The organism is Saltatorellus ferox, from assembly GCA_007751475.1.
Classification (GTDB): Bacteria; Planctomycetota; UBA1135; order UBA1135.
On record CP036434.1, the window covers coordinates 7,504,365 to 7,517,337 of the forward strand.

7 protein-coding genes are annotated in these 12,973 nt (G+C 65.9%); 2 read left to right on the forward strand and 5 right to left on the reverse strand.

The genetic code is table 11. The features are described 5' to 3' along the window. Positions 1-98: 98 nt before the first annotated feature. The gene (locus Poly30_RS27235; RefSeq protein WP_145205435.1) at positions 99-431 is read left to right on the forward strand and encodes a hypothetical protein; all 333 of its coding nucleotides are present in this window, start codon (positions 99-101) and stop codon (positions 429-431) included. 117 nt (positions 432-548) lie between these two features. On the opposite strand, the gene Poly30_RS27240 is transcribed toward Poly30_RS27235, so the two are convergent. Then, a complete protein-coding gene (locus tag Poly30_RS27240) occupies positions 549-2,999 on the reverse strand; it encodes a choice-of-anchor O protein (RefSeq protein ID WP_145205438.1) in 2,451 nt (816 codons plus the stop codon). A 419-nt stretch (positions 3,000-3,418) separates the two neighbouring features. Between Poly30_RS27240 and Poly30_RS27245 the strand changes: the two genes are divergently transcribed. Then, the gene (locus Poly30_RS27245; protein WP_145205441.1) at positions 3,419-5,158 is read left to right on the forward strand and encodes a hypothetical protein; all 1,740 of its coding nucleotides are present in this window, start codon (positions 3,419-3,421) and stop codon (positions 5,156-5,158) included. A gap of 96 nt (positions 5,159-5,254) precedes the next feature. Here the strand turns inward: Poly30_RS27245 and Poly30_RS27250 are convergent, their stop codons facing one another. The 4 genes from Poly30_RS27250 to Poly30_RS27265 form a co-directional block, all read right to left on the reverse strand. Next, complete coding sequence (locus tag Poly30_RS27250; RefSeq protein WP_145205444.1) at positions 5,255-8,569, reverse strand: hypothetical protein; 3,315 nt, start codon at positions 8,567-8,569, stop codon at positions 5,255-5,257. Positions 8,570-8,574: 5 nt separating this feature from the next. Continuing rightward, the gene (locus tag Poly30_RS27255; protein WP_419190733.1) at positions 8,575-9,648 is read right to left on the reverse strand and encodes a glycoside hydrolase family 16 protein; all 1,074 of its coding nucleotides are present in this window, start codon (positions 9,646-9,648) and stop codon (positions 8,575-8,577) included. Positions 9,649-9,790: 142 nt separating this feature from the next. Next, positions 9,791-11,374 carry a sugar porter family MFS transporter gene (locus Poly30_RS27260; protein WP_145205450.1) on the reverse strand — a complete coding sequence of 528 codons (1,584 nt, stop codon included), beginning with the start codon at positions 11,372-11,374 and terminating at the stop codon, positions 9,791-9,793. 170 nt (positions 11,375-11,544) lie between these two features. Further along, the gene (locus Poly30_RS27265) at positions 11,545-12,729 is read right to left on the reverse strand and encodes a hypothetical protein (RefSeq protein WP_145205453.1); all 1,185 of its coding nucleotides are present in this window, start codon (positions 12,727-12,729) and stop codon (positions 11,545-11,547) included. Positions 12,730-12,973: the final 244 nt, after the last annotated feature.

Here is a 12,973-nt window from a genome sequence, read left to right on the forward strand (position 1 = left end):
ACCTGCACGGCGATTCGGCACCACGATCATGACCTCGCCACGATCCACGCCGGCGACGTCTCGCCGCCCCCCCCCGTGCGTCTCGGACGCTTGCGTTCGTGCCTGGAGGGCCGGGCGCGGGGAAACCCGGTCTACTTCCCGTTCAGCTTCCGCATCACTGCTTCCGTCCGGCGAACCAGGTCGGACGGCTCGCCGCGGAACAGCTCGACCGCGCCGTCGCGAACCGACTCCGCGACCTCGCCGAGAGCGGATTCGTCTGCTTCGATCTCGTCCTGGAGCTCACGGAAGGTGGCCTCGACGTGCTCGCGATGCTGCGCCCAGTCGGCGCCCGCGCTCTCGAGGTCTTTCGCATGGCCCTTGAGGGCAGCGAGGGGTCGCTGCACCGGGTGGTCCGCCCGGAGATCGCGCGCACGATCGAGGGCCTCGTCTAGTTGATTGATCCGCGCGTGAAGTCTCCTTATGTAGGCCTGATGGTCCATTTTTTGTGATGAGTGGGTCTGGGGAAGGGGTATCTCGACGAAGGGGAATCGCCCGCGACGCCTCTGCTTTCAAGGCTGGAACGACACGCTCAGCGCGTTGGTGATATTGAATCCGAACCCGCAGGTGGAGCTGGCATCACGATAACCCGCCTGGAACACCCCCGTGTCACCTGCGTCGAGGGTCCAGGTCGATGCCAGGCCGGTCGGGAACTGGAGCACTCCGGCTGCGTCGGCCTGCACGATCGCGACTCGGGCTGCGGGGCTGCCGAGACAGGTCAGGCCGTCTCCGTTCATGAATCCAGACGAGAAGTACGGGCCGTAGTTGGGGGCCATGAAGAGGAGGGCGAAGGTGCTCGAGGGAAGCCCCTCGACCCCCAGAAGGAGATCGTCCGCAGCCACGCTGTCGCTTCCGGTGGCCGTCAAGAGAGCGCCGCGGCCGGTGGAGTTCATGCAGCCTTCCCCGGTGTCCGTCGCGCTCTCGTTCCCGCACGGGCAGGGCGTGCCGGTTCCGTCCCCCAGGCAAACGATCGTCCCGATCGTGGCCGGCACGTCGACCACCCGCCCGTGGGTGAAGAGGGCCTCGCTTCCGGCAGCGTCAGAGGCCATCACGAGCGCGTAGACCTCGTCGACGGAGTCGTCGACTCGAATCTGGGATTCGAACTCACCCATCGAAGCGGCCGCTGACATGGGCACGACCTTCTCCCAGGTCCCGGCCTGGTCGCGAGTGCGCGTGAACTGGGCGTCGAGCGACATCGCGACACCGATGCCGTCGTAGACGTTGGTCTCGGTTCCCCAGGCGGCAATGAGCGAGTTCCCGTCTTCCATGCCGGTCTTCGCCGGAGCGACGAGCCGGGGCTCCCGCACGGTCACCTTCGTATCGAGTACGTTCGATACGTTGACCGGCGCATCCCAGGTCACACCGCCGTCGAGCGAACGACGCGAGTAGAAGTTGTAGTTCGCCAGATCCGTGTAGCGTGCGAGGGGACCGTTCCACGTATAGCACCAGCCAAGGACCACGAGGTTTCCACGGAGCACGGCTCGGTGCGCGTTCGAGTCCTCGATCGGGTTGGCCTGGCTGTCCAGGAGCATGTCTGCAGGAACCGCAGACGGGGTGTTCGTGCTGACATTCAGTGCCGGCGCGGCAGCCACGGCCGCCTCATCGAACGACAGCGCCGACTTCACGAAGATATCCGATGGACCACCCTCGGTGGTGAGGCCCTGCTTCCAGAAGATCACGAGGGCCGGGTCGCTGCCGTTGGGCCCCTGCGTGACGAAGCGGACTCGTCGGCTGTTCATCTGCTGGGGTGTCAGCTGAGTTCCCGGTGCGCCATGGCGATGCTCATCCGAGCCGTTCATGATCGGGGCGTTGAAGGGGAACGAGTGGTACTGAATCGTCTTACCCTCCTCGATGAGGGGGACCCCTTTCGTTTCCTCGTAGGCGACGACCGCCACGTAGGACGTACCGACCTTCACCATCCCCAGGTTGCCCCGGGAGCATCCGGTGTTCTGAATCGAACCCGCGAGCGTCCCTCCGCCTCCCGTGCCCCCGCCTCCCGTGCCTCCGGCGAGCGGGCGGATGGGGAATCCGTTGGTCTCGGTCGTGTCGTACTCGCTCTGGTTCGTGAGCGGAGTGCGGGTCAGGCGCAGGTCCAGGGGCGAGGCGAGGATGTCCTCGGTGTAGGAGTACCACACGTCCGTCCCCTTCGTCACTTTCGCACCCGAAGCACCGTCGCCCGGCCCGTCGGCGCTGCCCGCTTGAAGACCCTCCGGGTCCTCCTGCCACGACATGGCCCAGCGAGCACCGACGCCGCGCTGTACGTCCTGCTTGGCGTCACGGCGACCATAGGTGAGCTGGATCGGCGGTTGAACGGCGCCGTACTCGAACGTCTCGCCCCCGTCGTAGGAAATCGCCACGTAAGGGGCCTTGAAGGGTACCTCACGAACGTTGGGGTAAACGTCGGCACTCGCGTAGACCGCCCGCCCTTGAATGGCGCTCTCCGCATCGGACCCCCACGCCACTGTGGCCTCGGGGCAGTAGGCGTCGATCCAGCTCACGACGACGATGTCACCCGAGTTGAAGATGTTGGGCTTCTCGGAGTCACCGTGGAACGTCTCTGGCTGCCCGTCACCGTCCCAGTCACAAGAAGCCGAGTGATGGGCCGCCGTGTTGGAGATATTGACCGGCTGTGTCCATGTTGCGCCCTCGTCGTCGGAATAGCGCACGAATAGATCGCGGACGCGATGCAGTCCGGACTTCGCGTCCCAGACTTCCTCGGTCGACGCTGCGTCGCCGTAGACCGTGATCAGCCTTCCGTCCCTCGCTCCTCCCATCGTCTTGACGAGCCGCACGAGTTTCCCCTTGGAAGCAGCTCCACCGGGGATGGCGCCTGCAGGTAGCTCCTCGGAGAGCGTGACCGGGAGGCTGAAAGAAGCCTGTTCCTGTGGATGCGCCGCCGCCGGCTGCCCGGCCGTCGAGAGGAGGAGCAGCGGAGTGAGAGAGAGTAGAAAGGCTGGCTTCAAGGGAATACCTCGCTGGATGATTTGAGTGTGGAGTGTCACGAAGACCCGAAAGTTAGGAGGCTCCGCACGGCCGCGCGATGGTGCGAAGTGCGCATGCACGCTCGATTCGGTGAGTAGATGGGTCCCGGATTGGGGCTCCCGCATCGCCCTGCGCCGAGACGCACACCCTCGCTAAAGGCCCGCGCACGGCACTTCGCGCGGCAATCCTGAGAGCCAGATGAGAGCGGCGGCGACCGATTCGCTCACCGTGTCAACCGCTTCGCTCCAGCCGTTTCGAGCGCGCTAGAATGGCTTGGAAATCCTCGGCGTCGAAGTCAAAGCTTCAGCGCGCGACCCACGCGAAGGGTTCCCGTTCCGCACGGGCCACTTCGAGCGTTTCACACTGGCATCTCCGTCCCGCTCCCTCCATTCCAACGAGCATGAAACTTCCTCTCCTCACCGCTGCCGCGAGCACGCTGTTCTGCCTTGCGCCGAACGCTGCCGCCGATCTCACGACCTACAACCAGGACTTCGAAGCCGCCGACATCATGAGCCCCACCGCTCTGAGCGATGTCGGCTTCGTGGTCTTCGCCAACGTCTTCGATTCGATGGGCGGCTACCTCTACGGCTACGGAACGTTCCCTGCGCCGAACGGCAGCGGTGCCTTCTCGGACGTCGCATCCGGCTCCGCGGGAGCAGCCCAGGGCACCCAGTACATCAACGCGTTCAGCGACTACAACAACGGTGACCACGCCAACGGCAACGTCATCGAGGCCAACGTCTTCCAGGAGCAGGTCATCGGCGCAGGCGATGTCGGCAACACGTGGACCCTCGACTTCGACTACCTGAAGAGCCCGAACGTCATCAACGGAGACGGCAACACCCAGACGATCGCGTTCATCAAGGTCCTCAAGCAATCGGACGGCACCTTCGCGACGCTCGCCCTCGATACGCTGGACACCACCAACGCTTCGACGAGCACCTGGGCCTCCGGTAGCCTCTCGGTCTTCATCGACCCGAGCCTGGCGGGCGAGCTCCTCCAGTTCGGCTTCGCCAGCACGGCCACGAACTACGACGACTCCGGCCGCTACTACGACAACATCTCGTTCGACGGACCCGGCGGCCAGCCGCCGACCCTCACCGCCTACGCCCAGGACTTCGAGAGCCTCGACATGATGTCCCCCACGGCCCTTGGCGCCGACAACTGGGACATCTTCGCCAACGTGTTCGACTCAGGTGGTGGCTACCTCTACGGCTACGGCGTCTTCGACGCCCCGAACGGCGGTGCTGGCTTCTCGGCCATCGCCACCGGTGACGGCGGCCCCTTCCAGATGGCCCAGTACCTGAACGCGTACAGCGACTACGGCAACATGGACCACGGCATCGGCAACGTGATCAATGCCAACGTCTTTCAGGAGCAGACCGTCGGTGCCGCCAACGCTGGCGAAACCTGGCGCTTCAGCTTCGACTACCGCAAGAACGCCACGGTCACGAACGGCGACGGAGCCACGACGACCCAGGCCTTCATCAAGGTGATCAAGGTCTCCGACGGCTCGTTCGCCACGCTCTTCCTGAACGAGTTCGACAGCACGAGCGCCTCGACGAACGCGTGGGCCAGCACCGCCCTCGACATCCTCATCGATCCCACCTACGCCGGCGAGGTCCTTCAGTTCGGCTTCAGCAGCTTCGCGACCAACTACGACGACTCCGGCCGCTACTACGACAACGTCGACTTCAACGTGGTGGCGAACCCGGGCTTCGGCGAGATCATCTGTCTCGGCAACCCGGGATCAACCGGCGTGGGCTCGTTCCTCACCGTCGGCGGCAGCACGACCGCTTCTGACAACAACCTCATCCTCACCGTGGACTCCCTCACGCCGAACTCACTCGGCTACTTCATCCACTCGACCGGCAGCAACGTCGTGTACAACCCGGGCGGCAGCGCGGGCCACGTCTGCATCGGCGGCGGAGCACTCGGCCGCTTCAACGGCAACGTGCTGAACTCGGGCGCAGCGGGCACGGTGACTTTCAACCCGGACCTCACCTCGTTCCCGCTTCCGGGTGGCGCGATCGCGGTCGTCGCAGGGGACACGCGCAACTTCCAGTACTGGACGCGCGACATCTCCATGAGCGGCCCGACCTCGAACTTCTCGAGCGCGGTCAGCGTGATGTTCAACTGATCCTGAGGGCCCGTTGAAACGAGGCCGGGCCCGCCGACAGCACGTCGGCGGGCCCGGCCTTTTTCGTGTGGACTCGGACTTCGGCAGGCGCAGAGATCAGTCCGGAGCGACTTCCAGGGCGACCTCGAGCCGCGCCACTCTTCCGGTTCGATGGAAGAGCGCCGCGCTGAGTTCCTCGTCGAGCCCTTCCTGTGGATCGAAGGCCCGAACCTCGCCGCCCTGGAGATGCGCGCGACCCCGAGGCCGCTGACCGTCCGGCAGGTCCCCTCGGTGCACCAGGACCGGCACGCCGCAGTGCGTGAAGGCGAACGCGCCCACCGGGATCTCCAGGCCCGACTCGTCCGGGCGAGGAAGTCGTGCAGGGAACTCGCAGAACTCCGCCGCCACCACGCACGCGGGATCGAATCGCAAACGCCCGTCCCGGATTCGGATCCCGACCTCCGCCACGCGAGCGAGCAGGTCTTCTTTGACCTGACCCGTCATGCCAGGCTGGCGCACGCGGCCGTCCGCGGGCGAGTGCGAGTAGGGCTCGCTCGGGAACGCCCCGTACCGGTCCGGAGTCGACTGAGCGCCGATCCCCGCGCGGATGGCGCGGTAGTGCCTCACGAGCGCGCGGGTGACGTCATCGGGCTCCCCTGCATCGACGGCGCGGAGCAGGGTTTCCTGCACCCCGAGCGCGAGCTTCGAGACCATGTGCCAGTAGGTACAGCCGAGCCCTTCGTAGCCGAAGAAGGACCCCGAGCGTCCGGTGAACGTCGCGTGCTCGAAGGCCTCCTCGTAGCGTTCCGCGAGTCGCTGGCCATGTTCGAGTGCAAGACCGCGGAGGTCCTCAGGCAGCGACGCCAGCGCGGCGAACAGGTGCTGGACGGAGTGCATCTCGGGGCCGAAGCGAAGGACCGCGTCCTCCTCGTCCGATCGCCGGACGATCCCGCAGCCGCCCCGCTCCAGGAGAGCGTCGATCAGCGGGTCGCGAGCCGCCATCGGGTCCTGGATCACACCGCGGTCGAGGAGCCCAGGCAGCTCGACGTCCGGGTAGAGCAGGTACGAGTCGAGGTCGTCGCGATAGAGCGGACTCGCCCTCAGATGATCCAGGAGCTCCACCGCATCGGCGGCCGAAAGGGCTCCAGCCCCCAGAACGGCGGCCTGCCCCTCCAGCATCAGCGGCAGGCGCTGCACCTCCACGGCACCTTGGCCAAACTCCAGCAGCTGATAGGCGTGGTAGAGCCCATCGACTCGCCGACTGAGCCTGAGCGTTTCGCCGAGGAGCGCGTGAGCTCTTCCCAGGAACGCTCCGAGATCGATCGACGGCCCCTGGTCGGGACCGAGGCCCTCGCCACGGTAGACGGCAGCTCGGTGCTTCTCACCGGCTCGGCCCACCGCTCGAACGAAGACCCAGCGCTCCCGCGCATCCGTCGACGTCGAAGCACCCGCTGCCTCGATCGCCGCACCGACTTCGCGGAGGAACTGCGCCGTTCGCGCGGTCAGCTCTATCGCGCTTCCAGCGAGGAGTCGACGGAGCACTTCGACGTGGCGCCACAGGGCCGCCGCCGTCACCACGGATACTCCGAATCCGGCCAGTGCGTTGTTGGCGTCGTTCCACTCAGGGCGCTGCGTGTTCATCCAGACGCCCGCGCCGGGCACGAAGTTCGAGAGTTTCGCCAGCAGCGGAACGAGCAGCTTCTCTTCCAGCGTGACGTGCACGAGCTCGCCCTTCCCATCGTGGAGCAGACGCGCGTCCTTCCCGGGATCCGCCGCTTCGCGCGCGGCGACCCGCTGCGCGACTTCCTGACTGAAGGAAACCGTGTTCCGCGGGTCGGCGACCAGCTTCTCGAAGCCGGCGATGCGGTAGGGAACGTCCGCCGATACGAAGAGCCGCTGGCCGAGGAGCGCGGCGGGCCCTTTCGGATCCCGCTCCATCCACCGCTCCAGGAGCCGCGTCAGGTACACGATCTGATGGTCGCCCCAGTAGCCGATGTGCGACCACGGATCGTCCGGATCCTCGACCTCCCAGTCGATGCCCTTGGAAGAGTCGATCCGGTAGGGGTTGTAGCCATCCGCCGTGCTCGCGTTCAGGAAACGCGTGACGAAGCCCGGAAGCATGGCCGGGTAGGAAACACCCAGCGCCTCCCAGTTCTGGAAGATGTCGCGCCAATTGCCTTCGTAGGCCGACTTGAGCGAGCCGTCCTCGTGGCGAACGTCGATGGAGAAGCGGTTCCAAGGGCGGCTCGGATCGCCGTGCCTGCGGCTGAAACCAAGCGGCAGATCCTCCATGGCGTGGCGGAACGCGTCGGGAGCGAGCCCGTCCTCCAGCCTGGGCGCACGATACTCGGCGATCGGCAGGCCGCCGCGCATCACGTTGTAGAGCGTGTTCGCCTGGTGGCGTGCGTCCTCCGCGAACGAGTTCGTGCGCTGGAGCGAATCCGCGCGACAGAGGAGTCGCACCAGGTTCAGCTCGGTCCGGTCTGCGTCGGCGAGAAGCGCTGCGTGGAGGTCTGGCTCGGCGGAACGCCACGCCTGAAGGCGCTCGACGTCGGCGGCCGCCTGACTGACCTCCAGGGCCATCGCCGATCGATCGATCTCACCGGGGCCGAGGTGCAGCGTGCGCGAGATGAGCAGCGCGCCGCGAACGCCCCGCGAGCGCGGTTCCTCCACCACGTCCTCTCCACAACGGAAAGCCTCGAGCTGCGACTCGCACAGGAGCGTCACGCCACGGGCCGTCGACCAGGCGGTCGTACCGCGGAGCGCTTCGTTCGGCGCCGCGCGATCCAAGGGGATGGAGCCCAGGGTGAAGATGGCGACGCCGTCCACCAGCTCAGCCATTCGATAGGCGGTGACGAGCGAACTCAGGCGAGCCTGCATCTCCGGATCGACGGCGGCGGGCAGCACGTCGACCACACCGTCGATCAGATCGACGCTGACCGGATCCGAGCCGATCGACACGACCTCGCAGAAGCGCAGGACGCCGCGCTCGTGGCTCGTCGTCCAGGTCTGACGAACTTCGATGCCGAAGCCCCCATGGCGTTCGGACAGCGTGACGAAGGTTCCCCAGGCACTGCGGGAGATCGAGCGCGAGACGCCCTTCAGGCCCGCGCTTCTCTCGGTGAAGGGCTCCCAGAGGGCGCCGTCCGAGCGGCGCCTGACCAGCGTTCGTCCGCCGACCTTCCCCGCCGCATCGTGGATCTGGTCCACCGTCCGGTAGGGGAAGAGCGCCTGCTCGACGCTCTTCCTGCCTGCCGTGAGGGAGCCGAGGCTGGAAACGAAGAGCCAGTGATTGGAAGGCGAGGCCACGCTCATGAAGAACGGGGACATCGACTCCAGTCCGTGAATCGACTGGATCGAGCGCGGGAGCCAGCGGCCCTCTTCCTCGCGCCTGTCCGTCGAATACTCGATCGAGTGGGAGGGGCCGGTCATCGTTGTTACTGCCTGCGCTCGAGAACCCGTACGTAGTCCACCACGATCCGCTGGGGGCCGGCGTTGGCCGCGATCTCACCGCCCATTCCCCCGCCCATGGCGAGGTTCAGGATCAGGTTCTGCGGACGATCGAAGGGCCACGCCTCTGGCGTGCCGTGCTGGTCGTAGGTGTAGTACGGCTCGCCGTCGACGAAGAGGCGGATCGTATCGGGCGTCCATTCACAGACGTAGACGTGGAACTCCTCGTCCATGTTCTGCACGGGGATCACCTCGGAGATGTGATTGCCCTGCTTGAAGTAGAAAGCGCGCGTGTGGCACGAACCGTGATTGATCCCGTTGCCGCTCGCATCGTCGATCTCGCGCCCCACGGCCTCCATGATGTCGACCTCGCCGCAGTAGGGCCACGAGATCTCGTCGCGGTAGTCGTCCCCGAGGAGCCATCCCGCTGCCCAGGTCCCGTCCGTCGCGGGAACCTTGGCGCGCATCTCGATTCGACCGTACAGGAAGCTGGCCTTGCCACGGGTGGTCAATCGCGCTGACGTCCACGGGTGACCGTCGTCGTCCGGGCGCGCCTCGATGATCAGGTGGCCGCCCTCCAGCCGCGCGTTCTCGGGATCGCCATCGGTGTAGTACTGGGGCTCCCGGTTGCCCCAGCCCCAGTTGCCCAGGTCGTGGGTCCAGCGCCCGGGATTCGGGACGCCCTCGCCCTCGAACTCGTCCGCCCAGACGACTTCCCACGGACCGCTACCGCGGGTGTTCTGGATGAAGACGGTGGGCGTCTCCCTGTGCCTGCGCAGGATCTCGAAGCGCACGCTTCGCACCGTGGCGGGAGCGCTCGAGTGGACGCGCATCCGATGCACGCCCTCCTGGAGAGGCGAGCCGTCCACGGAGACCTGGCCGTCACCGGAGAGAGTCATCGGTCCCGTGATGTCGTAGGTCCTGCCGTCGGTGTTCTCGATGTAGTCTTCGAGCCAGATCGAGGACGTTCCCTCGGTCGTCGCGTCGATCACGACCTGGTAGCGCCCGGTGACCGGCACCTCGACCTCGAGGTCCTGCCCCACCTTTCCATCGAGTTCCATGAGCACAGGATCACCTGCTCTAACGATGGAGATGTGTCGCTCGCCGGCCCCCTGACAGCTTCCGAGAAGGGCAGTCGTGATGGCGCCGATGGCTGCAAGGGCTCCGAAGGAGCACGTAGGATTCGTGTGATACTTCCACATGTCAGGAATCGCCGATCAACTCGGCTTCGAGCTCTTCCAGGGACCTGCCCTTGGTTTCCGGGACGACGAAGGCGCTGAACAGTAGTGCCGCGACGGCGAACCCGCCAAACACGAAGAAGACCTTATCCGGACCCAGGCTCGCGAGGCCCACGGGGAAGAGCTTCTGCACGAGGAACGAGATGGCCGAATTGAAGAAGCCCGCCGTGGAGATCGCGATGCCGCGCATGCGCGCCGGGAAGATCTCCGAGAACATCGCCCACATCACGGGGCCGAGCGAGATCGCGAATCCCGCGATGTAACCCATGATCGCCAGCAGCACGAGCATGCCGTTGATCTGAAGGGCGCCCTTGGCGAGATCTTGACCTGCACCCGTGACGGCCTCGATGGACGCGGCGTCTCCCGTGGACCGGGCCCTGGCGTCGATCGCGTCGAGGAAGGCAAACTGATCCTGATAGGTCTCCCCCGCCATGCCCGTGAGGGCAGCCTGGGCGGGCGCGGGCAGGCTGCTGACGGCCTTCGCGAAGAGCGGGCCCTCGGGCTGGAAGGTCGCATTCTTGAAGGCGAAACCCGTTGTCAGCAGGGCGGCCGCCATGAGCGTCGTCCCCACGATGAGAAGCGGCTTGCGACCCGCGCGGTCGATGAGCCACATCGCGATCACGGTGAAGACCACGTTGACGAGGCCGACGTAGATCGCCTGCTCCAGCGATGCCTCGCGCCCGGACCCCGCCATCTCGAAGATGGTCGTCGAGTAGTAGAAGATGGCGTTGATGCCGGTGATCTGCTGGAAGAAGCCCAGTCCCAGACCGACGATCATCACGAAGCGCATCCTCGGGTGCAGAAGCTCGGAAAGCCGCGGTTTCGTGGTCTTCCTGTCCGCCTCGAGGTTCTTCTCGATCTCCTTCAGCTCTTGATCCGCGGCCGCCTCACCGCTCGCCCAGGCGAGCACGGATCGAGCCTCATCGTGACGCCCTTTCATGGCGAGCCAGCGCGGGCTGTTGGGCACGATCCAAAGCGCGAAGAAGTAGACGATCGCCGGAACGGCCTCCACCGCGAGCATCCAGCGCCAGGCGTCGTTCACCGCGCCACCCTCGGCCTGGGGCATCGCTTTCTCGATGAAGTAGTTCGAGAAGAACGCCGCCGAGAAGCCGAGGACGATGTTCAGCTGGTTGAAGGAGACGAGACGACCGCGCTTGCCCGCGGGCGCCACCTCGGCGATGTACATCGGCGCGATGAGGAGCGCACCGCCCACGCCGAAGCCGCCGACGAGTCGTGCTACGATCAGGCTCGTGGAGCTCGTCGCGAGCGCGCTCCAGACCGCGGAGACCGTGAACAGGAAGGCCGTGATCGCGAGGATCCGCTTACGCCCGTAGCGGTCCGCGAGCGGGCCAGCGACCGCCATGGCCAGCGTGGCCGACAGCGTCAGGCAGGCCACCACCGTGCCCAGTTCCCCCGCGGAGAGATCGAACACCTTGCGGATGGGGCCCGTCACGCCTGAGATCACGGCGCTGTCGAATCCCATCAGGAATCCTCCGAGGGCAACGACGGCAGCGATCAGTGCGGTCGAGCCGCGTGGGTTCTGACTCATGGAGCAATCGGCGCCGGGGGATGCGCCCTCGTCTCGGGGGTGTGGGGGGGGAGCTGGGGTCGGGTGAGCCTACGCGGACTCCGTCTACGAAACAACGCGCGGCACTGTGGGTGTCGCGCGTTGCTGGGAAGGTCAGGTGCCGATCGCTCGGCGTCGGACCCCATCGACGATCAGAGGAAGTTGACCGTGATGCCGTCGGTGAAGTTCGACGTCGGGGTGCCGCTGACCGAGTCGCGGAACCAGGTCTGGAAGCTCCAGGTTTGACCGGCCTGAATCGCGATGATGCCCGTGGGCTGCGGCGTCTGGTTCAGGTTGATCGGAAGGGTGATCTGACCGGCGACGCCGGAGTTCATGATCTGTCCGGGGGCGACGTAACGACCGATCGCTCCGCTCAGGCAGAGGTTGCCAGCGCTGCCGGCCGGGTTCATGACGAAGCCGGTAGAAGAGCTGATGATCGAGAAGCCGAACGAGAACTGGGGGAGCTGGGAGGAGATCAGCGTCACGTCGTTGGCGGACACCACCGGGCTGCCCTCAGCGGTGATACGCCCGCTCATGCCCGTGGAGTTCACGTTCGCGGGACCACAGTAATTCGTTCCGATCGAGTTGGTCGGCTCACCCTTTGCCAGAACGATATCGTCCCAGAAGTAGTGCGTGCCCGACCCACCCGAGTTGAGGCGGATCTGGTCCCAGCGAAGGTCGCTGATCATCGTGTCGAGGTCCGCGACCGACGTGGGGAAGTCCAGGGCGGGGTCGATCCACATGCGGACTCGCTCGTCACCGGGCATGTGGTCGATGCGGAAGACGAGTCGCGCGCAGTTGGCCGAGTTCGTTCCGGGAACGGAGACCGGCGGGAGGCCGGTGCCCGCGTCGTCGTCGATGCCCCATTCGTTGGTCGCCCAGGGCGAACCGAGAAGGAGCTGCTCCTGGGTGGTGTTCGTCGAATCGAAGAACTGAAGCGCGCCGAACGAGTCACCGAAGACCTGATACTGCTGGGTGCGGAACGAAACCCAGATGATGGAACCGTCCGCACCGATCATCCCGTTGTCAAGAATGTCGGGGTGAGGACCGGTGTCTGGCGTGCGGATGGCGGCGACGAACTCCTGGGCCTGGCCGCAGTAGTTCCCCACCGAGTCGGGGCACGTCATCGGCGGGTTGATCGTCGGATCGAACATCACGATCTCGTTGCCTGGCCCGTTGATGTTCCAGGAGTCAGCCCAGCCGGTGCCACCGGAGGTGTTGATCAGGAGACCTGGCGACGTGTAGTCGAACTGCTCGGTGGAGATGACCGTGATCTGAGCGCTCGCGTGTGCGGCGGTCAGCATCGCGACGGCGAGTGCAGGAGAGAAGAGTTTCATGGTAAGCGGGTGAAGGCTTGAAGGTTGAGCTGGGATCGGGCTGAGCCGATCCCCCTCGGGGGACGCGAGCCCTGACCCCTAAAGCCTACCCTGGATCGGCCAAGCCGTCAGCTTGCCGGAAGGTCGCAGACCCATCTCTCACGCGGCCGTGTCTCGATCCAGACGCAGCCGATCACCCGGACGCTAGCGAGTCGCCTCGGATGCGCCATTTCACCCCACCCGAAGCCGAAGCCAGGGCGACCAT